Source organism: Streptomyces sp. NBC_00094 (assembly GCF_026343125.1).
In the GTDB taxonomy this organism is placed as follows: domain Bacteria; phylum Actinomycetota; class Actinomycetes; order Streptomycetales; family Streptomycetaceae; genus Streptomyces.
This window is the reverse complement of the sequence record NZ_JAPEMB010000001.1, coordinates 5,870,869-5,895,554: the sequence shown is the minus strand read 5'-3', so window position 1 is coordinate 5,895,554 and position 24,686 is coordinate 5,870,869. Positions and strand designations below refer to the sequence as shown.

Here is a 24,686-nt window from a genome sequence, read left to right as displayed (position 1 = left end):
CCACAACTGCCTCCGGGGGTGGGGGAATCGAGGTGGAGCGCGCCACAGCATGGTCCAGACCAATCAAGTGGTCAAGACCTCTGTCGCGCACGGGACCCCTGCCGTCCCCCTGCCGTCCCCCTGCCGCCCGCCCGTCAATCCCCGGCCGATCCCCCTTCTCCCCTGGCCAGTTGGCCCGCCGCCTCATGCATGGCGAGCTCCAGGAGCGAGGTGTCGTTGAGCGTGCCCACCCCGTCCGGCGCCACCAGCCAGCGGACCCCGCCGGTCGCCCGCCCCGGGTACGGGACGACGATCCAGGTGCCGGAGCCCGCACCGCGCACGCCGGTGCCGAGCCAGCGGGCCGCGGTGCCCGGCGGGACGAAGAAGCCGACCCGGGCGTCGCCGAAGTCGGCGAGGACGGGACCCGGCCGGTCCACCAGACGGGTCAGCACGTCGAGGGTGGGATAGCCGAGCTCCCCCGGCAGGATCAGCACGTCCCAGCGCCTGCCGGCGGGCAGCAGCGCGACCCCGTGAGGGTTGCGCTCCCACTCCCACCTGCAGGCGTCGGGATCCGGCGCCACCGATGCCAGCCACTCCACCGCGGTCTTGGCCGCCCCCGAACCAGTCATGGCCTCCGGCCTCCCTTCTCTGCGCGGACGCGTTGTCCACACAGGGGAGAGCGGGCTCGGCGGCGATCATTACGCGGGTTCGGACCACCGATCACGAGTGACCTGCGTCACACGGCGAGCGGGTGGTCGCGCCAGGGGGATACAGCCGGCGCACCGGCGTCCCTCGGGCGCGCCCGATCGGGTGGATGCCGGGGGGCCTGATCGGCGGCCTCCCCGGCTCGCCCGCCCCCGCGTGTTCGTATGAGCCTCCGCCCATACCCGGACACACCGCCCTCGCCACGGGAGTACGCATGCCGTTGCCCCAGCCATCCGGTGGTACCGCACCAGGCGGTGCCGGTCAGGGCGGTCGACGCTCCGGCAAGGGCCTGCTCCGGCGGATGGGCGAGTGGTCGGCCCGCCACTTCGTCGTCGTGCTGGTCGCCTGGGTCGTGGCCCTGGGCGCCCTGGTGGGGCTGAACCACGCGTACGGCGGCGAGTACTCCGACAACTACTCGCTGCCGGGCACCCAGTCCCAGGAGGGGCTCGACGTGCTGCGTGCGCACGAGCCCGCCGCCGGCGGCTACAGCGCCCAGGTGGTGCTGCACGACGGCGCCAAACCGCTCACGGACGTCGGCGACCAGGTCTCGACCGCCGTGGACTCGCTGAAGAAGCTCCCGCACGTCCTGAACGCCACGAGCCCGCTGCCCGCGCCCGGCACCCCGCCGCCCGCCCCTCCCGCGGGAACCCCCAACGTCGGCCCGCTGTCCACCGACGGGAAGACCGGCTACATCACCGTCCGCTTCGACGTCCAGCCCGGCACCCTCGGCGACGACTACCTGACCGGGGTCGACAGCGCCGTGGAACCCCTGCGCGCCGCCGGGGTCCAGGTCGAGTACGGCGGTTCGCTGGGTGAACTGGCCCGGCCCGAGGCCGATGACCGGACCAGCGAGGCGATCGGGTTCGGTGTCGCGATCATCGTCCTGATCATCGGCTTCGGCAGCCTGATCGCCGCCGTGCTTCCCCTGGTCACCGCCCTGGTGGCGGCCGTCTGCGGCCTCGCGGTGCTCGGGCTCCTCGCCTCGGTGTGGACCTTCGCGACCGTCTCCCCCACCCTGGCCACGATGATCGGCATCGGCGTCGGCATCGACTACGCGCTCTTCCTGATCACCCGGCACCGACAGCTGCTGATGAACGGCCGGGATCCGGTCACGGCGGCGGGCCTCGCCACCGCGACCAGCGGGCGGGCCGTCCTCGTCTCGGGCTGCACCGTCGTCATCGCCCTCGGCGGACTGTGGGTCTCCGGACTGAGCTTCATCGGACTGCTCGGCCTGGCCGCGACCTCCACCGTGGTCACCGCCGTCGCCGGAGCCCTCACGCTCGTTCCGGCGATGCTCGGGCTCATCGGCCGCCACATCGACCGGCTGCACCTGCGCACCCCGGTCGCCGAGACCGAGCCGTCGACCGGCGGGAGCGAGGAGTCGACCGGCGAGGCGCACGGCACCTGGCACCGCTACGCCTTGCGTGTGGAGCGCCGCCCCTGGTCGTTCCTGACCGCGGGCGTCGTCGTCCTCGCGGTGCTCGCCATCCCCCTGTTCTCCATCCAGCTCGGCCACATCGGCGACGGCGCGGACCCGGAGTCCTTCACCGACCGGCGCGCGTTCGACCTGATGTCCACGGCCTTCGGACCCGGCTCCAACGGGCCGCTGACGCTGGTGATCGACCAGACCTCGGTCGCCGCGGCCGACCGCTCCGCCCTGGCGAGCCAGGCCCAGAAGGCACTCACCGGGGTCCCCGACGCCCTCCTGATCACCCCGCTCACCCCGACCTCGGACGGCGACGTCCTGATCGCCACGGCCTACTCGGTCGCCGCCCCGCAGGACGAGGCCACGACCTCCCTGACCAACCACCTGGCCGACGACGTCCTGCCGCAGGCCGTCGACGGCACCACCGCCGCCACGTACGTCACCGGCACCACCGCCGCGCAGGTGGACTTCCTCGACATCGTCTCCAGCCGGCTGCTGCTCATCATCGCCGTCGTCGTCGCGCTGGCGTTCCTCGTCATCCTGGTCGTCTTCCGCGGCCCGCTCGTGGCCCTCAAGGCGGCGGTGCTCAACCTGCTGTCCATCGCCGCCTCGTACGGCGTCGTCGTCGCCGTCTTCCAGTGGGGATGGGGCGGCCCGGCGCTCGGAGTCTCCGGCGACGTCCCCATCGAGAGCTACGTACCGATGATGATGTTCGCCATCGTCTTCGGCCTGAGCATGGACTACGAGATCTTCCTGCTGTCCCGGGTCCACGAGGCGTGGCTGCGCACCGGCGACGCGAAGGCGAGCGTGGCGCACGCCCTGGAGATCACCGCGCGCGTCATCACCTGCGCGGCGCTCATCATGGTGAGCGTCTTCGCGGCCTTCATCCTCAACGACAGCATCGTGGTGAAGATGATGGGGCTCGGTCTGGCCGCGAGCGTGCTCATCGACGCGACGGTCGCGCGGCTGCTGCTCGTGCCCGCGGTGATGACCCTGCTCGGGAAGTGGGCCTGGTGGACCCCGCGCTGGCTGGACAGGATCCTGCCGCACGTCGACACGGAGGGCGAGGGCGAGCTGGCCGCGGCGGGCGGGAACGGCGCGGCGGGGCCACGGAAGACACCGTGACCCCGCCGCGTGAATCCACCGCCTAGCTGTCGAAGCCCAGACCCAGCTTGTCCATCGTCTTCAGCCACAGGTTCCGCCGGCCGCCGTGCTCGTCGGCGCGGGCCATCGACCACTTGGTGATGCCGATGCCGGCCCAGGCGATCGGCTCCGGCGGGAACGGCAGCGGCTTGGAGCGGACCATGTCAAGGTCGGTGCGCTCGGTGCGCTCCCCCGAGAGCAGGTCGAGCATGACGTCGCCGCCGAAGCGGGTGGCGCCGACACCGAGGCCGGTGAACCCGGCCGCGTACGCGACCTTGCCCTTGTGTGCCGTACCGAAGAAGGCCGAGAAGCGCGAGCAGGTGTCGATCGCGCCGCCCCAGGCGTGGCTGAAGCGCAGGCCCTCCAGCTGCGGGAAGCAGCGGAAGAAGTGCTCGGCGAGCTTGAGGTAGGTCTCCGGGCGGTGGTCCATCTCGGCGTCGAGCTTGCCGCCGAAGGGGTAGATCGCGTCGTAGCCGCCCCACAGGATGCGGTTGTCGGCGGTGATCCGGAAGTAGTGGAACTGGTTGGCGGAGTCGCCGAGACCCTGCCGGTTCTTCCAGCCGACGGAGGCGAGCTGCTCGGGGCTGAGCGGCTCGGTCATGAGGGCGTAGTCGTACACCGGGACGGTGTACGGGCGGACCCGCTTGACCAGCGAAGGGAAGACGTTGGTGCCGAGCGCGACCCGGCCGGCGAGGACCCGGCCGTACGGGGTGCGCACGCCCATGCCGGCGCCGACGGAGACCAGTTCGAGGCCGGGGGTGTTCTCGAAGATCCGGACGCCCAGGTCGAGACAGGCCCGCTTGAGGCCCCAGGCCAGCTTGGCCGGGTTGAGCATGGCCACGCCGCGGCGGTCCCAGAGGCCGCCGAGGAAGGTCGGCGAGTCGACCTCGGCCCGGACGGCGTCCCGGTCGAGGAGTTCGAGGCCGTCCGCGAGACCGAGCCGGTCGATCTCCTCGTAGATCTCGGTCAGTTCCTCGACCTGGTACGGCTCGGTGGCCACGTCGATCTCGCCGGTGCGCTCGAAGTCGCAGTCCAGGGAGTAGCGGGCGACCGCCTCCTCGATGGAGTCGAGGTTGCGCTCGCCGAGCTCCTCCAGCTTCGGCAGCTCGCCCGGCCAGCGGGCGAGCCCGTTGCCGAAGCCGTGGGTGAGGGAGGCGGCGCAGAAGCCTCCGTTGCGGCCCGAGGCGGCCCAGCCCACCTCGCGGCCTTCGATCAGTACGACATCCCGGGAGGGGTCGCGCTCCTTGGCGAGGAGCGCGGTCCACAGTCCGCTGTAGCCACCGCCGACGACGAGGAGATCGCACTTCTCGGTGCCGGTGAGGGCGGGCAGGGCTCCGGGCTTGCCGGGATCTTCCAGCCAGAAGGGGACGGGCTGGGCGTCGGAGAGAGATTGTGCAGCGAGACGCATGGCAACTGGGGCCATGGTTTCCAACTCCTTCAGTGCCTGAGCTGCCTATTGCTCAGGCTGTTGCTGTTTTCTTGCGCCGGTTCGTGATGATTTGACCGGCCACCACCATCAGTACCGCGAGGACGAACATCGCGGTGCCGATGACGTTGATCTGAACGGGGGTTCCACGCTGCGCCGAGCCCCAGACGAACATGGGGAAGGTGACGGTGGAGCCCGCGTTGAAGTTGGTGATGATGAAGTCGTCGAACGAGAGCGCGAAGGCGAGCAGCGCGCCGGCTGCGATACCGGGCGCGGCGATCGGCAGGGTCACGCGCAGGAAGGTCTGCGTGGGGCCCGCGTAGAGGTCGCGCGCGGCCTCCTCCAGACGCGGGTCCATGGACATGACCCGCGCCTTGACCGCCGTCACGACGAACGACAGACAGAACATGATGTGGGCGATCAGGACCGTCCAGAAGCCCAGCTCGATCCCCATGTTGAGGAAGAGCGTGAGCAGCGAGGCGGCCATCACGACCTCGGGCATCGCCATCGGCAGGAAGATGAGCGAGTTGATCGCGCCGCGCGCCCGGAAGCGGTAGCGGACCAGCGCGAAGGCGATCATCGTGCCGAGGACGACGGCGCCCACGGTCGCCCAGGCGGCGAGCTGGAGCGAGAGCGAGAGCGACTCGCACATGTCGGCGACGCCGCAGGGGTCCTTCCAGGCGTCCAGGGAGAACCGCTGCCAGGAGTAGTTGAAGCGCCCGTTCGGCTTGTTGAACGAGAACACCATCACGACGATGTTCGGCAGGAGCATGTACGCGAGCGTGAGCAGGCCCGCGATGACGACGAGGTTCCGACGGATCCAACGCATCAGACCAGGTCCTCCGTTCCGGCCTTGCGGATGTAGACGGTGACCATGACGAGCACGATCGCCATGAGGATGAAGGAGAGAGCGGCGGCCGTCGGGTAGTCGAGGACCCGCAGGAACTGCGACTGGATGACGTTGCCGATCATCTTGGTGTCGGTCGAGCCGAGCAGTTCGGCGTTGACGTAGTCGCCGGCGGCCGGGATGAAGGTGAGCAGGGTGCCGGAGACGACGCCGGGCATCGACAGCGGGAAGGTCACCTTGCGGAAGGTGGTCGACGGGGAGGCGTACAGGTCCTGCGCGGCCTCGTGCAGTCGGCCGTCGATCCGCTCCAGGGAGGTGTAGAGGGGAAGGATCATGAACGGCAGGAAGTTGTACGTCAGACCGCAGACCACGGCCATCGGGGTGGCGAGGACGCGCTCGCCCTCGGTCCAGCCGAGCCAGCTGGTCACGTCGAGGACGTGCAGCGCGTTCAGCACGTCGACGACGACGCTGTCGTCGGCCAGGATCGTCTTCCACGCGAGCGTCCGGATGAGGAAGCTGGTGAAGAACGGGGCGATGACGAGGACCAGGATCAGGTTGCGCCAGCGGCCGGCCTTGAAGGCGATCAGGTACGCCAGCGGGTAGCCGAGCAGCAGGCACAGGAGCGTCGCGGTCCCGGCGTACAGCAGGGAGCGGACGAGCTGCGGCCAGTACTCGGTGAAGGCGTCCCAGTACGTCTGGAAGTGCCAGGTGACCTGGAAGCCCTGCTCCAGGGAGCCGGTCTGGACCGAGGTCGACGCCTGGTAGACCAGCGGCAGCGCGAAGAAGACGAGCAGCCAGATGATGCCGGGCAGCAGCAGCCAGTAGGGGACGAGCCGCTTGCGGGCGGAGGGCTTGCGCAGAACCGGTTCCTCGACCGGCGCCGCAGCCTCCTTCGGGAGAGTGGGAGTGCTCATCCGGCGTCCTCCACCGTCTCCACACCGGCGTCGATGTCCTGCGCCGCGTCGAGCCCGAAGGTGTGCGCCGGGTTCCAGTGCAGGACGACCTCGGCACCGGGGCGGAGTCGCGCGTCCCTTTCGATGTTCTGCTCGTACACCTGGAGCTCCGCGCCCGCCGGGCTGTTCACCACGTACTGGGTGGAGACACCGATGAAGGAGGAGGCGACGATCCGGCCGGTGACCCGGTTGCGGCCGTCGGCGATCGAGCCCGCGTCGTCGGCGTGCGCGAGCGAGATCTTCTCGGGGCGGACGCCGACGAGCACCTTGCCGCCCTGGCGGACGGCGGAGGTACAGCGGTCGCCGGGGACCCGGAGCTTGCCGCCACCGGCCGTGACCAGCACGTCTGCGTTGGTGGAGCCCGTCTCCAGGACCTCGGCCTCGATGAGGTTGGAGGTGCCGAGGAAGTTGGCGACGAAGGTGGTCTGCGGGTTCTCGTACAGGTCGGCGGGGGCGCCGAGCTGCTCGACACGGCCGCCGTTCATCACCGCGACCTGGTCGGCCATGGTCATGGCCTCCTCCTGGTCGTGGGTGACGTGCACGAAGGTGATGCCGACCTCGGTCTGGATCCGCTTGAGCTCCAGCTGCATCTGGCGGCGCAGCTTGAGGTCGAGCGCGCCGAGCGGCTCGTCGAGGAGGAGGACCTGCGGGTGGTTGATGAGCGCGCGGGCCACGGCGACGCGCTGCTGCTGGCCGCCGGAGAGCTGGTGCGGCTTGTGGTGGGCCTTGTCGCCGAGCTGGACGAGCTCCAGCATGTCGTCGACCTGCTTCTTCACGGACTTGATGCCGCGGCGGCGCAGACCGAAGGCGATGTTCTCGGTGATGTCCATGTGCGGGAAGAGCGCGTAGGACTGGAAGACGGTGTTGACCGGCCGCTTGTACGGCGGGAGGTCCGTGACGTCCTTGTCGCCGAGGAAGACGGTGCCGGTGCTCGGGTCCTCCAGGCCGGCGATCATGCGCAGCGTGGTGGTCTTGCCGCAGCCGGAGGCGCCGAGGAGGGCGAAGAAGGAGCCCTGCGGGACGGTCAGGTCGAGCGGGTGGACGGCGGTGAAGGAGCCGTACGTCTTGCTGATCCCGGTGAGACGGACGTCGCCGCCGGTGTTCTTGTCAGTCATGGGTTGCTGTCCCAGGGGAGTGAGAGAGGTGGACGACGTCGGGCTCAGGCGCCGATGAGCTTGGCGAACTTCTCCTCGTACGCCGTCTCCTCCGCGCTGGTGAGCGAGCGGAAGGCGCGCGACTTCTTGGCCATGGCCTTGTCCGGGAGGATCAGCGTGTTGTTCGCGAGCTCGGGGTCGATCTTGGCGAGCTCGTCCTTCACCCCGTCGACGGGGCAGACGTAGTTGATGTACGCGGCGAGCTGCGCGGCGACGGGAAGCTCGTAGTAGTAGTCGATGAGCTTCTCGGCGTTGGTCTTGTGCCGGGCCTGGGCGGGGACGAGCAGGTTGTCGCTGGAGGTGATGTATCCGGCGGACGGGATGGCGAACTTGATGTCCGGGTTGTCCGCCTGGAGCTGGATGACGTCACCGGCCCAGGCGAGGCAGGCCGCCAGGTCGCCCTTGTCCAGGTCGGAGGTGTAGTCGTTGCCGGTGAAGCGACGGATCTGCTTCTTGTCGACGGCCTTCTGGAGCCGGCCGATCGCCTGGTCGTACTCGGCGTCGGTGAAGTCGCCCGGGTCCTTGCCCATGTCGAGCAGCGTCATGCCGACGGTGTCGCGCATCTCGGTGAGGAAGCCGACCCGGCCCTTGAGGGAGGGATCGTCCAGGAGCTGGGAGACCGATTCGACCTTCTTGCCGCCGGTGGCCTTGGAGTTGTACGCGATGACCGTGGAGATGCCCGTCCACGGGTACGAGTAGGACCGGCCCGGGTCCCAGTCGGGGCGCCGGAACTGGGCGGAGAGGTTCGCGTAGGCGTTGGGCAGGTTCGCCGGGTCGAGCTTCTGCACCCAGCCGAGCCGGATCATCCGGGCGGCGAGCCAGTCGGTGACGCAGATCAGGTCGCGGCCGGTGTCCTGACCGGCCGCGAGCTGCGGCTTGATCTTGCCGAAGAACTCGACGTTGTCGTTGATGTCCTCGGTGTACTTGACCTTGATCCCGGTGCGCTTCGTGAACGCCGTCAGCGTCGGACGGGACTTCTCGTCCTCGCTGATGTCCATGTACTCGGTCCAGTTGGAGAAGGCGAGGCTCTTCTCCTTGGCCGAGACGTCGGTGGAGGCGGGACCCTGTCCCTCCCGCTTGGCCGGCGGGATGCCGCAGGCGCTCAGGCCGGCGAGACCGCCGATCGTGAGCGCGCCGACGCCACCCGCGCGCAGCATCGAACGGCGGCTGAGGGCGCCCCGGCCGCTCGTCAGACTGCGCTGTACCGCCGCGAGCTGTGCGGCGGAGAGGCTTTCGGGCTCGTACTGCTCCATGCGCTGTGCCCTTTCGGGAGGGTTTCGCCGCTGGTCAGGCGGGAGTGGCCACGCGGCGGTAGCCGCAGATGGTGACTATCGGTCCCCGAAGATCGTGCGGTGCCAGTCCTTCGCGGCGACCGCGGTGTTGTCGAACATCACGTGCTTGACCTGCGTGTACTCCTCGAAGGAGTACACCGACATGTCCTTTCCGTATCCCGAGGCCTTGGTGCCGCCGTGCGGCATCTCGCTGATGATCGGGATGTGGTCGTTGACCCAGACGCAGCCCGCCCGGAGCTCCCGCGTGGCGCGGTTCGCCCGGAAGACGTCGCGGCTCCAGGCCGAGGCGGCGAGGCCGTACGGGGTGTCGTTGGCGAGCCGGATGCCCTCGTCGTCGCTGTCGAAGGGCAGGGCCACCAGGACCGGTCCGAAGATCTCCGACTGCACGACCTCGCTGTCCTGCGCGGCGCCGGTGATCAGAGTCGGACGATAGTACGCACCGTCCTTCAGGTCACCCCCCGGGATCTCGCCGCCGGCGACGACGGTGGCGTAGCCGCGGGCGCGCTCGACGAAGCCGGCGACGCTGTCGCGCTGGGCGTGGCTGACCAGCGGTCCGAGGTCGGTGGTGGCCGCGAAGGGGTCACCGACGCGGACCGACTCCATCAGCTCGGCGACCCGGGCGACGAAGGCGTCGAAGAGCGGGCGCTGGACGTACGCGCGCGTGGCGGCGGTGCAGTCCTGGCCGGTGTTGATGAGGGAGGCGGCGACGGCGCCGTTGGCGGCGGCCTCCAGGTCGGCGTCGTCGAAGACGACGAAGGGGGCCTTGCCGCCGAGCTCCAGGTGGAGCCGCTTCACGGTGGAGGTGGCGACCTCGGCGACGCGCTTGCCGACCGGGGTGGAGCCGGTGAAGGAGGTCATGACGACGTCGGGGTGACCGACGAGGTGCTCGCCGACGACCCGGCCGGAGCCGCTGACGATGTTGATGACGCCGTCGGGGATGCCGGCCTCGGTGGCCGCCTGCGCGAACATCAGCGAGGTCAGCGGGGTGATCTCGGCGGGCTTCAGGACGATCGTGTTGCCGGCGGCGATCGCCGGGAGGATCTTCCAGGCCGCCATCTGGAGCGGGTAGTTCCAGGGGGCGATGGAGCCGATGACGCCGAGCGCCTCGCGCCGGATGTACGAGGTGTGGTCGCCGCTGTACTCGGCGGCGGCCTGGCCCTGGAGGTGGCGGGCGGCGCCCGCGAAGAAGGCGGTGTTGTCGATCGTGCCCGGTACGTCGAACTCGGTGGTGAGCCGGAGCGGCTTGCCCGCCTGGAGCGACTCGACCGTCGCGATGTCCTCGGCCCAGTCGGCGAGGACGCCGGCGAAGCGGTGGAGGGCGTCGGAACGCTCTCCCGGGGTGGCGCCCGACCAGCCGGGGAAGGCGGCCTTGGCGGCGGCGACGGCCTCGTCCACGTCGGCGACGGAGGCGAGCCGGTAGGTGTAGATGCCCTCACCGGTCGCCGGGTTGATGATCGTGTGTTCTCGATCGGAGGTTCCGGCCCGGAGCCGTCCGCCGATGTACTGTGCGCCGTCCGCGAAGCGGTCCGTCACCTGGAAGCGGTTGCCCATGACGCTCTCCGTTGTCCCAGCTCGAATTGAGTGCCGATCCTGACATGGGGATGCCTCCCCAACAAGGGATTCCGTTGTTGCCTTTTGGTTACGCAACGGAATCGGTCGACCATATGTCGAGGGCGCCGGAAAATCTCCGTACGGAGTGTCCGTGGCGGATGCCAGACTCGCGTGTATGAACAAGATCGACGAGCTGACACAGCAGGTCAACGGGGGTGACCGTGTGAAGTGGCTGCTGTTCTGGGGCCATCGCCCGCACCCCGACGGGCGCCTCTCGGCGAGCTGCCTGAGCCAGTGGTGGCCCGCACCCTTCGTGGTCGACGGGGTGCGATACGCGACGGCCGAGCACTGGATGATGACAGCCAAGGCCCGCCTCTTCGGGGACGTGGAGGCCGAGCGGGCCGCGCTGACCGCCCGTACCCCGGCGGAGGCCAAGAAGGCGGGCCGGCTGGTGCGCGACTTCGACGAGGCGGTGTGGGAGCGGGAGCGCTTCGGGATCGTCGTCGAGGGCGGCGTCCACAAGTTCTCCTCGAACGAGGCCCTGCGCGCGTACCTCCTCGGCACGGGCACCCGCGTCCTGGTGGAGGCCAGCCCGGTGGACCGCATCTGGGGCATCGGCCTCGCCGCCGACGACCCGCACGCCCACGACCCGGCCCGCTGGCGCGGCCTGAACCTGCTGGGCTTCGCCCTGATGGAGGCGCGGGACCGGCTGCGGAGCGGGTGAACGCGGCGGGCCCCGCACCCCTGTGAGGGGTGCGGGGCCCGTGACGTGCCGCTCAGCGAGCGGCGACGCCGAAGGTCTGGCTCGGCGACCAGGGGTCGTCCGTGCTGTCGCTCCACTCGTCCGCGTTCGTGGCGATGAAGATGATGAGGGCGATGCCCGCGAGCCCGAGGGCGATGCCGATGGAACCGAGCGTGATGCCGGCCACGGCCTGTCCCCGGTTGTTCGCCTCGCCCCGCAGGTGCCTCTTGCGGCCCGCGATGCCGAGGGGCAGCGCGACCCCGCCCAGGATCAGGCCGAGGATGCCGTAGGAGCAGAACGAGAGCGCGACGGCGAGGATGCCCAGCACCATCGACGCCGTACCCATGCCGTTGTTGTTCTGCGGCGGCTGCCAGCCGGGCTGGCCGTGTCCGGGATAGCCGTACCCCGCGGTGACCGGCGGGGTCGGGGCCGTCGGGTAGCCGTACGCGCCGGGCGCGGCCGTCGGGTATCCGTAGGTGCCGGCGGGCGGCGTGGCCGTCGGGTATCCGTAGCCGGGCGTGGCCGCCGGGCCGCCGGGGGCGACCGGGGGCGGCGGAACCTCGCCGCCGGGGCCGGTCGCGGCCGGCATGGACGTGACGGTCTGCTGGTCGTGCACCGGCGGCGTCACGGGCTTGCTCAGCTCCACGCCGTCGCGGTTCGGCGGAGCCCACGGGTCCGCCGGGTCGTACCCGCCCTGCGGCTGGTCTCGGTTGTCAGACATGGGCCTCCCCCATCGTGGTCACGCCATGCTACGACCTCACCCCTGAGGGGGAACCGTCCGGCCTACGATGATCCGATGACCGACCTCCATCCCTTCATCGCCGGCCTCCCCAAGGCCGAGCTGCACGTCCACCACGTCGGCTCCGCCTCGCCGCGGATCGTCGCCGAGCTCGCCGCCCGGCACCCGGACTCCAAGGTCCCCACGGACCCGGAGGCCCTCAGCGACTACTTCACGTTCACGGACTTCGCGCACTTCATCGACGTCTACCTGTCGGTCGTCGACCTGGTCCGCACCCCGGAGGACGTCCGGCTGCTGACCTTCGAGATCGCCAGGGACATGGCCCGGCAGAACATCCGGTACGCCGAGCTGACCATCACGCCGTACTCCTCCACCCGCCGGGGCATCGACGAGCGCGCCTTCATGGCGGCGATCGAGGACGCCCGCAAGGCGGCGGAGTCCGAGTTCGGCACGATCCTGCGCTGGTGCTTCGACATCCCCGGCGAGGCCGGCCTCGTCTCCGCCGAGGAGACCGCGCGGCTCGCCACGACCGACGGGATCCGCCCCGAGGGCCTGGTCTCCTTCGGTCTCGGCGGCCCCGAGGTGGGGGTCCCGCGTCCGCAGTTCAAGCCGTACTTCGACCTGGCGCGCGCCGCCGGTCTGCACTCCGTCCCGCACGCGGGCGAGACGACCGGCCCGGAGACCGTCTGGGACGCGATCAACGAGCTGGGCGCCGAGCGCATCGGCCACGGCACCAGCTCGGTCCGGGACCCGGCGCTCCTCGCCCACCTGGCCGAGCACCGCATCGCCCTGGAGGTCTGCCCGACCTCCAACATCGCCACGCGGGCCGTCGCCACCCTGGACGAGCACCCGATCCGGCAGATGGTGGACGCCGGGGTCCTCGTCACCGTCAACAGCGACGACCCGCCGATGTTCGGCACGGATCTCAACACCGAGTACGCGGTGGCCGCCCGGCTCCTCGGCCTCGACGAGCGCGGTGTCGCCGCCCTCGCCAAGAACGCGGTGGAGGCGTCCTTCCTCGACGCGGCCGGCAAGGCCCGGATCGCCGCCGAGATCGACACGTACACGGACGGCTGGCTGGCGCGCTGACGACGGTGAGAATGGGGCCATGCGCCCTGTCACTGTCGTAGGTCATCGCGGCGACCCGTACCGCGTCCGTGAGAACACGCTCCCCTCGATCGCCTCGGCGATCGAGCGGGGGGCGGACGCGGTCGAGATCGACGTCCGGCTCACGAGGGACGGGGTGCCCGTCCTCCTCCACGACGACACCCTCAAGCGGCTGTGGGGCCATGACCGGCCCCTGTCCCGGCTCTCGTACGAGCAGCTGCGCGAGCTGACGTACGACGGCGTCCCGACCCTCCGCGAGGCGCTGCTCACCGCCGGCGCGCACCGGCTGATGCTGGACCTGCCCGGCGGGAACGAGGACTCGGTCCGCACGATCGTCGGCACGGTCCGCGAGTGCGGGGCCGGGGAGCGGGTGTACTACTGCGCCGGGTCCGTGGCGATGCTCCAGGTACGGGCCGCCGACCCGTCCGCCGAGATCGCCCTGACCTGGACCACGCTCGCCCCGCCCCGGCGGGTGCTCCTCGACGCGGTCAGGCCGAAGTGGCTCAACTACCGCTTCGGCCTGGTGAGTCCCGAGCTGACCGAGCGCGTCCACCGGGACGGACTGCTCGTCTCGGCCTGGACGGCCGACACCGCCCGCACCATGCGTAGGCTGATCGCCAACGGAGTCGACTCGATCACCACGAACCGGGTCGACACACTCGCCGCCGCCCTGCGAAAGGCTCGCGCATGACCGACCGGATCCGCACCGACATCGCCCACAACGCCCGGGTGTGGAACTACTGGCTGCGCGGCAAGGACAACTACCCGGTGGACCGCGCGGTCGGCGACCAGGTCACCGCCTTCTACCCGAGCATCGGCGAGGTCGCGCGCGCCGACCGGGCGTTCCTCGGCCGGGCGGTGACCCATCTGGCCGCCGACGCGGGCGTGCGCCAGTTCCTGGACATCGGTACGGGCCTGCCGACCGCCGACAACACCCACGAGGTGGCCCAGCGGGCCGCCGCCGACGCCCGGATCGTCTACGTCGACAACGACCCGATCGTCCTCACCCACGCCCGCGCACTCCTGACGAGCGCGCCGGACGGCGTCACCGAGTACGTGGACGCGGACGCGCGGGACCCCGAGAAGATCCTCGCCGCCGCCGGCACGACGCTCGACTTCTCGCGCCCGGTCGCGGTGCTGATGCTCGGCATCCTCAACTTCGTCCTGGACACGGACGAGGCCCGGAAGATCGTCCGGACCCTGATGGACGCCGTCCCCTCCGGCAGCTACCTCGTCCTGACCCACCCGACGCTGGAGCCGGAGCTCGGCGGCGAGGGCAACAAGGCCGCCATGGCGTTCTGGAACGAGAACGCGACCCCGCCGATCACCGCCCGCGACCGGGCCGAGTTCACCTCCTTCCTGGAGGGGCTCGACCTGCTGGAGCCCGGCATCGTCTCCTGCGCGCGGTGGCGTGCCGAAGGGGCGGCCGAGGTGGCGCAGTTCGGCGCGGTGGGCCGCAAGCCGTAATGGACATACGGGGGGACGTGCCCGGAGTCGTGAGGAACGGGCGCGAGCGGGCGCTGAGCTGGGCCGCGGCGAACCCGTCGGCGGTGGACATCGGGATCGCGCTCCTCGTGCAGGCGGCGATGACGATGCCCTTCGTGGTGCCGCGCCCGGCCGAGCTGGAGCCGGCGACCTGGCCGGCGTACGGGCTGACGACGCTCACCGTGCTGCCGCTGGTCTGGCGGCGGCGCGCGCCGCTCGCCGTCCTGCTCGCGATCCTGGCGGCGAGCACGCTGTACAAGCTGGCCCTGGAGGGACCGGGGCAGCCGCTGCCGTACACCGGGCTCGTCAGCGTCTACACGATCGCCGTGCTCTCCCCGCCGTGGAAGCGACTCGTGACGGCGGCGCTGCTGGTGGTCGCGGTGCCGGCCTCGGTCTGGCTCAACACGCAGTCGGCGCGTGAACTGACCTTCTCCCTCTTCGTCTTCGGTGCCGCGTACGTCTTCGGTCGACTCCAGGAGGCCCGGCAGCGGGAGCACCGGATCGAGGCCGAGCGGGCCGCCACCCGCGAACGGGCCCGGATCGCACGGGAGATGCACGACATCCTGTCGCACGCCGTAAGCCTGATGGTCGTGCAGGCGGAGGCGGGACCGGTGGCGGTACGGGCGGCCCCGGAGCGCGCCGAGGCCGCCTTCGAGGCGATCTCGGCGACGGGCCGCGACGCGATGGCCCAACTGCGGCAGATGCTCGGGGTGCTGCGCGAGGGGCCGGCGAGCGGCGAACCGGCCCCCCGGGAGCCGCAGCCCGATCTCGCGGGCGTTCCCGAGCTGGTGGAGCGGGTCCGGGCCGGCGGTCTCGCGGTCACCTACGCGACGGAGGGCGGGGTGCGTTCCCTGCCCGCCGCGACCGGCGCGAGCGCCTACCGGATCGTCCAGGAGGCCCTGACGAACGTGGTGAAGCACGCCCAGGCCCATACGGTCGACATCCGACTGGCCCATGAGGAAGGCGCGTTGCGCGTGACCGTGACGGACGACGGGCGGGGCCCGCGGGCGGGCTCCGGTGGCCACGGACTGGTCGGCATCCGGGAACGGGCGGCGGCGCACGGCGGTACGGCGGCGATGGGCCCCGGCCCCGGTGGCCGGGGCTTCGAGGTGCGGGTACTGCTCCCCGTACCCTCCGCGGCGGAGGTGGGGGCATGACGATCCGCGTGGTGGTCGCCGACGACCAGGAGCTGGTCCGCAGCGGCTTCGCGATGATCCTGGACGCGCAGCCGGACATCGAGGTGGTCGCGGAGGCCGGTGACGGCGTGGAGGCGGTCGAGGCGGTCCGGCTCCACGCGCCCGACGTGGCGCTGCTCGACATCCGGATGCCCCGGACGGACGGCATCGAGGCCTGCCGGACGATCAGCGCGGAGTCCCGCTGCCGGACGGTGATCCTGACGACCTTCGACACCGACGCGTACGTGTACGAGGCGCTGCACGCGGGGGCGAGCGGTTTCCTCCTCAAGGACGTGCGCAGGGACGACCTGGTGCACGCGGTACGGGTCGTGGCGGCGGGCGACTCGCTGCTCGCGCCCTCCGTGGCCCGGCGGCTCGTGGAGCAGTACACCTCGGGCGGTCCGCGCCGGACGGCCCCCGGCCCGGACCCGCGGCTCGACGTGCTGACCGGCCGGGAGCGGGAGACGCTCCTGCTGCTCGCGCGCGGCCTGTCCAACGCGGAGATCGCGGCGGAGCTGGTGGTCAGCGACCACACGGTGAAGACCCATGTGGGCAACGTGCTGGCCAAGTTGGGGCTGCGCGACCGGATCCAGGCGGTGATCTGCGCGTACGAGACCGGGCTGGTGGCGGCGGGCTCGTCGCCGTCCTGACCCGTCGCCTCCCCCGCGCGGGGGAGGCGAGGGCGCTTCCCTCCCCCGCGTCGGCGAGGAATCGCCCCCGTCAAGACCACCGGCGCGGGCGATCCGTGGATCACCCCTGGTCAGCAGGATGGAGCCATCGAGAACAACGGCTCACACCACCGGAGTTGACCATGAGGAAGTCCACCCGCACGCTGCTCGCCGCCGCCCTGGTCCTGGGGGTCGCCGCAGGGCCTGCGGTCGTCCCGGCCGGCGCCGCGACCCCCACGGCCGCCGCGCAGGAGGCCTCGGCCTCCTCCCTGGACGCGGCGATGTCGGCGGCGATCGCCGGACTCCCCCGCGCCGACGCGACGGCGGCGCTGGTCCGGGTCGGCGGCACCGAGGGCTCCTGGCAGGGGAGTTCCGGCGTGCACGACCTGGAGAGCGGCGCCCCGGCCGACCCGGCCGGCCGCTTCCGGGCCGGGTCGGTGACGAAGGTGTTCACGGCGGCGACCGTCCTCCAGCTCGCCGCGGAGGGCCGGATCGACCTGGACCGGTCGGCCCGCTCGTACCTCCCGGAGCTGATCCCCGGCCGGTACGCCACGGTGACCGTCCGCCAGCTGCTGAACCACACCCACGGCATCCCCGCCCCCGACTTCCCGGGCGCGACCGTCGAGGAGTGGTACGCGAACCGCTTCCAGGTCCACGACCCCGAGGACATGGTCCGCTCGGCGACGGCGAAGCCGCGCGAGTTCCGGCCGGGCACCGGGCAGCACTACCTCAACATCGGCTACACGATCGCCGGCCTGATCGTGGAGCGGGTCACGGGCGACACGTACGAGCGGCAGGTGGAGCGCCGGATCCTGCGCCCGCTCGGCCTCCGGGACAGCTACTTCCCGGGCACGGACCCGGGGATCGACGGCCCGTACAACCACGGCTACCAGCGGATGTCGCTCGATGACGGCACGACCGGGCTGCGCGACGTCTCCGTGTGGGGGACGACGGACGGCTGGGCGGCGGGCGACCTCGTCTCGACCACCGCCGACCTGGAGCGGTTCACCCGGGCGCTGTTCGCGGGCCGGGTGGTGCGCGGGCCGCTCCTGGAGGAGATGTTCACGCTGCCGAAGGTCCCGGACGTGAAGACGGGCGACCCGGCCGCGTACGCCGCGGGCCTGTCGATGAAGCGGCTCGGCGGACGCGAGGTGTGGGGCAAGACGGGCGGCCGCTGGGGCTACAACACGGCCATCGCCTCGACCCGCGACGGCGCCCGCACCCTCGTCTACAGCGTCAACTCCACCGACGCCAAGGGCCAGGACATGAACCGGACGGCGCTGACCGTGATGGTGTCGGCGTACGGCCTCCCCGACTGATCAACCGCCCGCGGCGGCTCACCACGCGTCCCAGTGGAGCACCTGCTCACGCGGGATGCGCCGGGCGGGCCGGAAGTCGGTGCCGATCGTGTACGCGACGGGGATGAAGGCCGCCTGCATGACGTGCTCGTAGGGGATGCCGAGGAATCGCGCGAACTCCCGCTCCATCGGCAGGTTCCCCGTCGTCCACACCGTGCCGAGCCCGCGCTCGCGGGCGGCGAGCATGAAGCTCCAGGCGGCGGGCAGGATCGACCCCCAGGTGCCGGCCTGGTGAGTGACGGCGGCGCCCTCGGTACGGCCCTCGACGCAGGGGATGACGTACGCGGGCACCTCGTGCAGGTGCCGGTGCAGGTGCCCGACGCCCGCGTACACGCGGTCCATGACGCCGGGCGCGACCTCGGCCCTGCGCACGTCCCGGTCCGGCAGTGGCTGGTGGGCGCCCGGCGCGGTCAGGGAGGCCCGCCACAGGTCGGCGAGGACGGCGCGGCGGGCCGGATCGGTGACGATCACGAAGTGCCAGCGCTGCCGGTTGCGTCCGGTGGGCGCCTGGACGGCGAGGTCCACGCACTCCTCCAGGAGCTCGCGCGGCACGGGCCGGGTGAGGTCGAGGCGGTGGCGGACGGCGCGGGTGGTGGAGAGCAGGGTGTCGGAAGCGAGACCGAGGTTCATGCGTTGAGCCTCGTACGGGCCCGGCGGGGCGGGAAGTCCGGGCTTCCACTGAGTGAAAGGCGCGGTCGGCGACATGGGCGAGAGCGTGGCGGGACGGCTCTTCTCGGTACTGGACGCCTTCGACGTGACGCGGGGCGGTCCGGCGGCGCTGCGGCTCACCGACATCGCGGCGCGGACGGGGCTCCCGGCGCCGACGGCCCTGCGCATGGTGCGGGAGCTGGTGGCCTGGGGCGGTCTGGAGCGGGGCGCGGACGGTACGTACCGACTGGGTCTGCGGCTGCGGGCGCTCGGCGCCGCGGCGCCCTGCCCGCGCGGTCTCCTCGACGCGGCGCTGCCGGCGCTGCGGGCCCTGGGCGCCAGGACGGGCGGTCACGCGGACGTGGCGGTGCTCTCCGGCCCCGGAACCGACGGTGTGCTGTGCCTGGTGAGCGGGGAGCGGCTGCCGGGTCACGCGACGGCGTACGGCAAGGTCCTGCTCACCGCTCCCCCGACGGGCCTCCCCCGACCCGCTCGTCACACCCGCCACACGGTGGTCTCCCCCGCGCTCCTGGCCGCCCAGCTGGCCCGGATCCGCGCGGAGGGCCTCGCGGTCTGCGCCGAGGAGCACCGCCTGGGCGAGATCACGGTGGCCGCTCCGGTGCGGGGCCCGTCCGGGACGGTCGCCGCCCTGGGGGTGACCGTCCCCACCGGCGTACCCCTGGACCGGGTGACGGCGGCGGTCCGGGAGGCCGCTACGCGGGTACGGCCTCCGGCGCCGGAGCCGTCGTCGCGGCCTCCAGGCGCTTGATCATCCGGCGTACGACGAGCAGCGGCAGGATCCCGACGACGCCGAAGGACATGTCGATGACCGACCACCAGAAGGGGATGTCCCGGATCGGCCCGCAGATCAGGGCGAGCGGGACGATGCCCGCGCAGGCGATCATCCCGAACTCGACGACCCAGATGTTGCGGACGGGGTCGCGGTACACGCCGTAGAAGGCGACCGCGATGACGAGGTGGGCGAAGGCGAGCCAGTCCGTTCCGTAGAGGAGGTACGGCGCCTGCTCGTCGGCGGCCTGGACCCCGTCCCGCACCCGGGCGATCCACTCGGCGAGTCCGGGGAACAGCTCGGCGACGGGCGCCGCCCACGAGGCCAAGGCCTCGTCGAGCAGCCGGAGTTCGGTGACGAGCGGGAAGGCGGTGGCGCCGCTCAGGACCAGGCAGACGACGAAGACGACCAGCCAGCCGCGGATGCGCGTGAGAAGGGCTCTCGGCCCGTTCGAGTCGCTCATGGCGGCAGCGTACGCCCCTCATGAACGCGTTCAAAAACGGGGGCCCGCCTCACGCGCGGACCCCCACTCACGAACCTGGACTCACAGCCCCGGGCTCACGACCCGACCTCACGACCCGACCTCACAGCCCCACGATCGCGTTCCACCGCTTCGCGAACTCCTGGCGCTCGTCGGCGCGGACGTCCCGGGCGATGGCGAGGCGGCTCCGCATGTCGGCGTCCGGGAAGATCAGCGGGTCCTCGGCGAGGGCGACCAGCTCCTCGTCGCCGGAGTCGGCGAGGACGGCCTGCGCGGCCGGCACCGGGCAGACGTAGTTGACCCAGGCGGCCAGCTCGGCGGCGACCTCGGGCTCGTAGTAGTAGTCGATCAGCTTCTCGGCGTTGGTCTTGTGCTGGGCACGGTTGGGGATGAGCAGGGACTCGGCCCACAGCTCACCGCCCTCCTCGGGCACGACGAACTCGATGTCCGGGTTGTCGGCCTGGAGCTGGATGACGTCGCCGGAGTACGCCTGGCAGGCGAGCACGTCGCCGGTGGAGAGGTCCTTGATGTAGTCGTTGCCGGTGAAGCGGCGGATGTGCTTCTTCCGGACGAGTCCCTCGACCTGCTCGCACAGGGCGTGGAAGTCGTCGCCCGTCCACCGGGTCACGTCGACGCCGTTGCCCTGCAGGAGCAGGGACATGGACTCGTCGAGGCCGGAGAGCAGGGTGACCTTGCCGCGCAGGTCGTCGTCCCACAGCTCCTTCGTGGAGCGGAGTTCCCGGCCGAGCTTCTTCCGGTTGTACGCGATACCGGTGATCCCGGACTGCCAGGGCACGCTGCGCAGCCGGCCGGCGTCGAAGGCGGGCGACCTCAGCTGCGGGTTCAGGTGCTCCGCGACGTGCGGCTGGGCGGCGCGGTCCATCTCCTGGACCCAGCCGAGGCGGACGAAGCGGGCGGCCATCCAGTCGCTGACGACGATCAGGTCCCGGCCGGTCTCCTGGTGGTTCATCAGGGACGGGCCGATCTTCCCGAAGAACTCGTCGTTGTCGTTGATCTCCTCCGTGTAGCGGACGGAGATCCCGGTGCGCTCGCGGAAGGCGTTCAGCGTCGGGCGCTTCGACGTGTCGTCGTCATCGGTGTCGATGTAGAGCGGCCAGTTGGCGAAGTCGAGGGTCCGGTCGCGTGCGGAGAGGTCCCGGCCCGCCCGGTCCCGCTCGTCGACATAGGCCGCGGGGACACCGCACCCGGCGAGCACCGTGGCCGCCCCGACACCGCCGATCCCTCGAAGCAGGGACCGGCGGGACATGCTGTTCCTGGCTATCGCTCTCACCGACCCAGCATCCACACCCGTCGCCACCTGCGGCAATGGACGGTACGTCGAGCGACGGCGCGCGGCCCCGACATCCTGTCGACCAGGATGCCGGGGCCGCGGTTCACGCGCCGGGTGGTGATCAGGCCAGGGAGGTCATCACGTGCTTGATGCGCGTGTAGTCCTCGAAGCCGTACGCGGAGAGGTCCTTGCCGTAGCCGGACTTCTTGTAGCCGCCGTGGGGCATCTCGGCGACGAGCGGGATGTGGGTGTTGATCCACACGCAGCCGAAGTCGAGGGCCTTGGACATGCGCATCGCGCGCGCGTGGTCCTTGGTCCAGACGGAGGAGGCGAGGGCGTACTCGATGCCGTTCGCGTACTCCAGGGCCTGGGCCTCGTCCGTGAAGGACTGGACGGTGATGACCGGGCCGAAGACCTCGTTCTGGATGATCTCGTCGTCCTGCTTGAGGCCGGAGACGACGGTCGGGGCGTAGAAGTAGCCCTTGTCGCCGACGCGGTGACCGCCGGACTCGACCTTGGCGTGCGCCGGGAGGCGCTCGATGAAGCCGGAGACCTGCCGAAGCTGGTTGGCGTTGTTCAGCGGGCCGTAGAGCACGTCCTCGTCGTCCGGCTGGCCGGTCTTCGTCGCGGCGGCGGCCTTGGCGAGGGCGGCGACGAACTCGTCGTGGATGGACTCGTGGACGAGGACGCGGGTGGCGGCCGTGCAGTCCTGGCCGGCGTTGAAGTAGCCCGCGACCGAGATGTCCTCGACGGCCTTGTCGATGTCGGTGTCCTCGAAGACGACGACCGGGGCCTTGCCGCCCAGCTCCAGGTGGACGCGCTTGACGTCCTTGGCCGCCGACTCGGCGACCTGCATGCCGGCACGGACCGAGCCGGTGATGGAGGCCATCGCCGGGGTCGGGTGCTCGACCATCGCCTTGCCGGTCTCGCGGTCACCGCAGATGACGTTGAAGACGCCCTTGGGGACGATCTGCCCGATGATCTCGGCCATCAGGACGGTCGACGCGGGGGTCGTGTCCGAGGGCTTGAGGACGACGGTGTTGCCCGCGGCGAGCGCCGGGGCGAACTTCCACACGGCCATCATCATCGGGTAGTTCCACGGCGCGACCTGGGCACAGACACCCACGGGCTCGCGGCGGACGATGGAGGTCATGCCCTCCATGTACTCGCCGGCCGAGCGGCCCTCGAGCATGCGGGCGGCACCGGCGAAGAAGCGGATCTGGTCCACCATCGGCGGTACCTCCTCGCTCGCGACGAGGGCGGTCGGCTTGCCGGTGTTCAGCACCTCGGCGGCGATGAGGTCCTCGGCGCGCTCCTCGAAGGCGTCGGCGATCTTGAGGAGCACCTTCTGGCGCTCGGCCGGGGTGCTGTCACGCCAGGCGGGGAAGGCGGCCGCGGCGGCCTCCATGGCGGCGTCGACGTCGGCCTGGCCGGAGAGCGGCGAGGTCGCGTACACCTCTTCGGTGGCCGGGTTGACGACCTCGATGGTGCGGCCGTCGGCCGCGTCGCGGAACTCCCCGTTGATGTAGTTACGCAGCCGGCGCAGCTCGGTGGTCACTTGGCCACCCCTCCTGTCACGTTCTGTCGTCGCACATCCTTGTGCGGTGTCCCGATAGGCGAGACACCTCAGCCTAGTCGCTCGGCAGACGCTTTCAACAGGCCCGGCCCCCCGTATCTTCGGATTCAGTGAGATCTAGACCCTCTCGCAACGAATTACATCGCTCCGGGCTTGCAAGACCGACGAGTCTCGGTGCACAGTGAGGTGTGGCCAGTCGAAGCACAGACTCCAGAACCGGAACCGGTTCGTCCCCGACGATCGATGCCGTCTCCCTGGCAATCATCGAACAGCTCCAGCAGGACGGGCGCCGTCCCTACGCGGCGATAGGAAAGGCCGTCGGTCTTTCCGAAGCCGCCGTACGCCAACGCGTCCAGAAGCTGCTCGACCAGGGCGTCATGCAGATCGTCGCCGTCACCGACCCTCTCACCGTGGGATTCCGGCGGCAGGCGATGGTCGGCATCCACGTCGAGGGTGACCTCGATCCGGTTGCGGAGGCACTGACGGCCATGGCCGAGTGCGAGTACGTGGTGATGACCGCGGGCTCGTTCGACCTCATGGTGGAAGTCGTCTGTGAGGACGACGACCATCTGCTGGATGTGATCAACAAGCGCATCCGCACTCTCCCCGGCGTGCGCTCCACCGAGAGCTTCGTCTACCTCAAGCTCAAGAAGCAGACCTATATGTGGGGAACCCGATAGCCGTGAGCCAGGACCTCAGCAAGACCGCCTACGACCACCTGTGGATGCACTTCACCCGCATGTCGTCGTACGAGAACTCGCCCGTTCCCACCATCGTGCGTGGTGAGGGCACCTACATCTTCGACGACAAGGGCAAGCGCTACCTCGACGGTCTCGCGGGTCTCTTCGTGGTCAACGCCGGACACGGCCGCGAGGAGCTGGCCGAGGTCGCGTACAAGCAGGCCAAGGAACTCGCGTTCTTCCCCGTGTGGTCGTACGCCCACCCCAAGGCCGTCGAGCTCGCGGAGCGTCTGGCCGACTACGCCCCCGGCGACCTGAACAAGGTGTTCTTCACCACCGGTGGCGGCGAGGCCGTCGAGACCGCGTGGAAGCTCGCCAAGCAGTACTTCAAGCTGCAGGGCAAGCACACCAAGTACAAGGTCATCTCGCGTGCGGTCGCCTACCACGGCACCCCCCAGGGCGCCCTGTCCATCACGGGTCTGCCGGCCCTCAAGGCCCCCTTCGAGCCGCTGGTCCCCGGCGCGCACAAGGTGCCGAACACCAACATCTACCGCGCCCCGATCCACGGCGACGACCCCGAGGCCTTCGGCCGCTGGGCCGCCGACCAGATCGAGCAGGAGATCCTCTTCGAGGGCGCCGACACCGTCGCGGCCGTCTTCCTGGAGCCGGTGCAGAACGCCGGCGGCTGCTTCCCGCCGCCGCCCGGGTACTTCCAGCGCGTCCGCGAGATCTGCGACCAGTACGACGTGCTGCTCGTCTCCGACGAGACGATCTGCGCCTTCGGCCGCCTCGGCACGATGTTCGCCTGTGACAAGTTCGGCTACGTGCCGGACATGATCACCTGCGCCAAGGGCATGACCTCGGGCTACTCCCCGATCGGCGCCTGCATCGTCTCGGACCGCATCGCGGAGCCGTTCTACAAGGGCGACAACACCTTCCTGCACGGCTACACCTTCGGTGGCCACCCGGTGTCGTCGGCGGTCGCGATCGCCAACCTCGACATCTTCGACAAGGAAGGCCTGAACCAGCACGTGCTGGACCAGGAGGGCAACTTCTTCAACACCCTGAAGAAGCTGCACGACCTGCCGATCGTCGGCGACGTCCGCGGCAACGGCTTCTTCTACGGCATCGAGCTCGTGAAGGACAAGGCCACCAAGGAGTCCTTCACGGACGAGGAGACGGAGCGCGTGCTCTACGGCTTCCTCTCCAAGGCGCTCTTCGAGAACGGCCTGTACTGCCGCGCCGACGACCGTGGCGACCCGGTCATCCAGCTGGCCCCGCCGCTCATCGCCGACCAGGGCACCTTCGACGAGATCGAAGGCATCCTGCGCTCGGTGCTCACCGAGGCGTGGACCAAGCTCTGACCCTTCCCGCCCTCCGGGGCTGACGGGTGTCCGGCCCTGATCCGCCGGACACCCCCCGAAGGACCTCACGCCGCCCTCACGGCGTGACAACGGCCCGGGCATGCCG

23 protein-coding genes are annotated in these 24,686 nt (G+C 70.7%); 11 read left to right on the top strand and 12 right to left on the bottom strand.

Annotated elements, in window-relative coordinates; translation table 11 throughout:
• Window positions 1-134: 134 nt before the first annotated feature.
• Window positions 135-608, bottom strand: coding sequence for a hypothetical protein (locus tag OG580_RS26325; RefSeq protein ID WP_267046125.1), 474 nt, complete (start codon window positions 606-608; stop codon window positions 135-137).
• Window positions 609-985: 377 nt separating this feature from the next.
• Here OG580_RS26325 and OG580_RS26320 point away from each other — a divergent pair, with 377 nt between their 5' ends.
• On the top strand, window positions 986-3,235 hold the full coding sequence (locus OG580_RS26320; RefSeq protein WP_267048135.1) for an MMPL family transporter: 2,250 nt from the start codon (window positions 986-988) through the stop codon (window positions 3,233-3,235).
• Window positions 3,236-3,257: 22 nt separating this feature from the next.
• On the opposite strand, the gene OG580_RS26315 is transcribed toward OG580_RS26320, so the two are convergent.
• The 6 genes from OG580_RS26315 to OG580_RS26290 form a co-directional block, all read right to left on the bottom strand.
• The gene (locus OG580_RS26315; protein ID WP_267046124.1) at window positions 3,258-4,676 is read right to left on the bottom strand and encodes an FAD-binding oxidoreductase; all 1,419 of its coding nucleotides are present in this window, start codon (window positions 4,674-4,676) and stop codon (window positions 3,258-3,260) included.
• A gap of 37 nt (window positions 4,677-4,713) precedes the next feature.
• Window positions 4,714-5,508 (bottom strand): ABC transporter permease, encoded by a 795-nt coding sequence (locus tag OG580_RS26310; RefSeq protein ID WP_267046123.1) that lies wholly within the window; start codon window positions 5,506-5,508, stop codon window positions 4,714-4,716.
• Entirely contained in the window at window positions 5,508-6,440 is a 933-nt protein-coding gene (locus OG580_RS26305; RefSeq protein ID WP_267046122.1) for an ABC transporter permease, read from the bottom strand. Before OG580_RS26305 ends, OG580_RS26310 begins: the two co-directional genes overlap by 1 nt.
• Window positions 6,437-7,594, bottom strand: coding sequence for an ABC transporter ATP-binding protein (locus OG580_RS26300; RefSeq protein ID WP_267046121.1), 1,158 nt, complete (start codon window positions 7,592-7,594; stop codon window positions 6,437-6,439). The genes OG580_RS26305 and OG580_RS26300 overlap by 4 nt, the downstream gene beginning before the upstream one ends.
• 44 nt (window positions 7,595-7,638) lie before the next feature.
• On the bottom strand, window positions 7,639-8,886 hold the full coding sequence (locus OG580_RS26295; protein ID WP_267046120.1) for a PotD/PotF family extracellular solute-binding protein: 1,248 nt from the start codon (window positions 8,884-8,886) through the stop codon (window positions 7,639-7,641).
• Between the two features lie 75 nt (window positions 8,887-8,961).
• Entirely contained in the window at window positions 8,962-10,476 is a 1,515-nt protein-coding gene (locus tag OG580_RS26290; RefSeq protein ID WP_267046119.1) for a gamma-aminobutyraldehyde dehydrogenase, read from the bottom strand.
• A gap of 175 nt (window positions 10,477-10,651) precedes the next feature.
• Between OG580_RS26290 and OG580_RS26285 the strand changes: the two genes are divergently transcribed.
• Window positions 10,652-11,200, top strand: a complete 549-nt coding sequence (locus OG580_RS26285) for an NADAR family protein (RefSeq protein ID WP_267046118.1) — start codon at window positions 10,652-10,654, stop codon at window positions 11,198-11,200.
• Window positions 11,201-11,252: 52 nt separating this feature from the next.
• Here OG580_RS26285 and OG580_RS26280 read toward each other — a convergent pair whose 3' ends face one another.
• On the bottom strand, window positions 11,253-11,939 hold the full coding sequence (locus tag OG580_RS26280; RefSeq protein ID WP_267046117.1) for a DUF4190 domain-containing protein: 687 nt from the start codon (window positions 11,937-11,939) through the stop codon (window positions 11,253-11,255).
• A 75-nt stretch (window positions 11,940-12,014) separates the two neighbouring features.
• Here OG580_RS26280 and OG580_RS26275 point away from each other — a divergent pair, with 75 nt between their 5' ends.
• The 6 genes from OG580_RS26275 to OG580_RS26250 all read left to right on the top strand — a co-directional run bounded on the left by OG580_RS26275 (window position 12,015) and on the right by OG580_RS26250 (window position 17,711).
• Window positions 12,015-13,046, top strand: coding sequence for an adenosine deaminase (locus OG580_RS26275; protein ID WP_267046116.1), 1,032 nt, complete (start codon window positions 12,015-12,017; stop codon window positions 13,044-13,046).
• Window positions 13,047-13,065: 19 nt separating this feature from the next.
• On the top strand, window positions 13,066-13,755 hold the full coding sequence (locus tag OG580_RS26270) for a glycerophosphodiester phosphodiesterase (RefSeq protein ID WP_267046115.1): 690 nt from the start codon (window positions 13,066-13,068) through the stop codon (window positions 13,753-13,755).
• Window positions 13,752-14,531: an SAM-dependent methyltransferase gene (locus OG580_RS26265; RefSeq protein WP_267046114.1), complete on the top strand. Its 780-nt coding sequence runs from the start codon at window positions 13,752-13,754 to the stop codon at window positions 14,529-14,531. Before OG580_RS26270 ends, OG580_RS26265 begins: the two co-directional genes overlap by 4 nt.
• 119 nt (window positions 14,532-14,650) lie before the next feature.
• A complete protein-coding gene (locus OG580_RS26260; protein WP_267048134.1) occupies window positions 14,651-15,706 on the top strand; it encodes a sensor histidine kinase in 1,056 nt (351 codons plus the stop codon).
• A complete protein-coding gene (locus tag OG580_RS26255; RefSeq protein ID WP_267046113.1) occupies window positions 15,703-16,374 on the top strand; it encodes a response regulator transcription factor in 672 nt (223 codons plus the stop codon). The genes OG580_RS26260 and OG580_RS26255 overlap by 4 nt, the downstream gene beginning before the upstream one ends.
• A 161-nt stretch (window positions 16,375-16,535) precedes the next feature.
• On the top strand, window positions 16,536-17,711 hold the full coding sequence (locus tag OG580_RS26250) for a serine hydrolase (protein WP_267046112.1): 1,176 nt from the start codon (window positions 16,536-16,538) through the stop codon (window positions 17,709-17,711).
• Window positions 17,712-17,729: 18 nt separating this feature from the next.
• Here OG580_RS26250 and OG580_RS26245 read toward each other — a convergent pair whose 3' ends face one another.
• Window positions 17,730-18,380, bottom strand: a complete 651-nt coding sequence (locus OG580_RS26245; protein ID WP_267046111.1) for a nitroreductase family protein — start codon at window positions 18,378-18,380, stop codon at window positions 17,730-17,732.
• Window positions 18,381-18,453: 73 nt separating this feature from the next.
• Here OG580_RS26245 and OG580_RS26240 point away from each other — a divergent pair, with 73 nt between their 5' ends.
• Window positions 18,454-19,167, top strand: a complete 714-nt coding sequence (locus OG580_RS26240; protein WP_267046110.1) for an IclR family transcriptional regulator — start codon at window positions 18,454-18,456, stop codon at window positions 19,165-19,167.
• On the opposite strand, the gene OG580_RS26235 is transcribed toward OG580_RS26240, so the two are convergent.
• The 3 genes from OG580_RS26235 to OG580_RS26225 all read right to left on the bottom strand — a co-directional run bounded on the left by OG580_RS26235 (window position 19,112) and on the right by OG580_RS26225 (window position 22,518).
• Complete coding sequence (locus tag OG580_RS26235) at window positions 19,112-19,651, bottom strand: hypothetical protein (protein WP_267046109.1); 540 nt, start codon at window positions 19,649-19,651, stop codon at window positions 19,112-19,114. The two genes, OG580_RS26240 and OG580_RS26235, sit on opposite strands and share 56 nt — an antisense overlap.
• Window positions 19,652-19,772: 121 nt before the next feature.
• Window positions 19,773-20,936, bottom strand: coding sequence for a PotD/PotF family extracellular solute-binding protein (locus OG580_RS26230; protein ID WP_267046108.1), 1,164 nt, complete (start codon window positions 20,934-20,936; stop codon window positions 19,773-19,775).
• 145 nt (window positions 20,937-21,081) lie between these two features.
• Window positions 21,082-22,518, bottom strand: coding sequence for a gamma-aminobutyraldehyde dehydrogenase (locus tag OG580_RS26225; RefSeq protein ID WP_267046107.1), 1,437 nt, complete (start codon window positions 22,516-22,518; stop codon window positions 21,082-21,084).
• A gap of 206 nt (window positions 22,519-22,724) precedes the next feature.
• On the opposite strand from OG580_RS26225, the gene OG580_RS26220 reads away from it, so the two are divergent.
• Entirely contained in the window at window positions 22,725-23,216 is a 492-nt protein-coding gene (locus OG580_RS26220) for an Lrp/AsnC family transcriptional regulator (protein ID WP_267046106.1), read from the top strand.
• Window positions 23,201-24,580 (top strand): aspartate aminotransferase family protein, encoded by a 1,380-nt coding sequence (locus OG580_RS26215; RefSeq protein ID WP_267046105.1) that lies wholly within the window; start codon window positions 23,201-23,203, stop codon window positions 24,578-24,580. The genes OG580_RS26220 and OG580_RS26215 overlap by 16 nt, the downstream gene beginning before the upstream one ends.
• Window positions 24,581-24,686: the final 106 nt, after the last annotated feature.

Excerpts from the sequence above, each read along its gene's own strand:
- OG580_RS26325 (WP_267046125.1), bottom strand. The coding sequence starts at position 608 with ATGACTGGTTCGGGGGCGGCCAAGACCGCGGTGGAGTGGCTGGCATCG.
- OG580_RS26320 (WP_267048135.1), top strand. The coding sequence starts at position 986 with ATGGGCGAGTGGTCGGCCCGCCACTTCGTCGTCGTGCTGGTCGCCTGG.
- OG580_RS26315 (WP_267046124.1), bottom strand. The coding sequence starts at position 4,676 with ATGGCCCCAGTTGCCATGCGTCTCGCTGCACAATCTCTCTCCGACGCC.
- OG580_RS26310 (WP_267046123.1), bottom strand. The coding sequence starts at position 5,508 with ATGCGTTGGATCCGTCGGAACCTCGTCGTCATCGCGGGCCTGCTCACG.
- OG580_RS26305 (WP_267046122.1), bottom strand. The coding sequence starts at position 6,440 with ATGAGCACTCCCACTCTCCCGAAGGAGGCTGCGGCGCCGGTCGAGGAA.
- OG580_RS26300 (WP_267046121.1), bottom strand. The coding sequence starts at position 7,594 with ATGACTGACAAGAACACCGGCGGCGACGTCCGTCTCACCGGGATCAGC.
- OG580_RS26295 (WP_267046120.1), bottom strand. The coding sequence starts at position 8,886 with ATGGAGCAGTACGAGCCCGAAAGCCTCTCCGCCGCACAGCTCGCGGCG.
- OG580_RS26290 (WP_267046119.1), bottom strand. The coding sequence starts at position 10,476 with ATGGGCAACCGCTTCCAGGTGACGGACCGCTTCGCGGACGGCGCACAG.
- OG580_RS26285 (WP_267046118.1), top strand. The coding sequence starts at position 10,652 with ATGAACAAGATCGACGAGCTGACACAGCAGGTCAACGGGGGTGACCGT.
- OG580_RS26280 (WP_267046117.1), bottom strand. The coding sequence starts at position 11,939 with ATGTCTGACAACCGAGACCAGCCGCAGGGCGGGTACGACCCGGCGGAC.
- OG580_RS26275 (WP_267046116.1), top strand. The coding sequence starts at position 12,015 with ATGACCGACCTCCATCCCTTCATCGCCGGCCTCCCCAAGGCCGAGCTG.
- OG580_RS26270 (WP_267046115.1), top strand. The coding sequence starts at position 13,066 with ATGCGCCCTGTCACTGTCGTAGGTCATCGCGGCGACCCGTACCGCGTC.
- OG580_RS26265 (WP_267046114.1), top strand. The coding sequence starts at position 13,752 with ATGACCGACCGGATCCGCACCGACATCGCCCACAACGCCCGGGTGTGG.
- OG580_RS26260 (WP_267048134.1), top strand. The coding sequence starts at position 14,651 with ATGACGATGCCCTTCGTGGTGCCGCGCCCGGCCGAGCTGGAGCCGGCG.
- OG580_RS26255 (WP_267046113.1), top strand. The coding sequence starts at position 15,703 with ATGACGATCCGCGTGGTGGTCGCCGACGACCAGGAGCTGGTCCGCAGC.
- OG580_RS26250 (WP_267046112.1), top strand. The coding sequence starts at position 16,536 with ATGAGGAAGTCCACCCGCACGCTGCTCGCCGCCGCCCTGGTCCTGGGG.
- OG580_RS26245 (WP_267046111.1), bottom strand. The coding sequence starts at position 18,380 with ATGAACCTCGGTCTCGCTTCCGACACCCTGCTCTCCACCACCCGCGCC.
- OG580_RS26240 (WP_267046110.1), top strand. The coding sequence starts at position 18,454 with ATGGGCGAGAGCGTGGCGGGACGGCTCTTCTCGGTACTGGACGCCTTC.
- OG580_RS26235 (WP_267046109.1), bottom strand. The coding sequence starts at position 19,651 with ATGAGCGACTCGAACGGGCCGAGAGCCCTTCTCACGCGCATCCGCGGC.
- OG580_RS26230 (WP_267046108.1), bottom strand. The coding sequence starts at position 20,936 with ATGTCCCGCCGGTCCCTGCTTCGAGGGATCGGCGGTGTCGGGGCGGCC.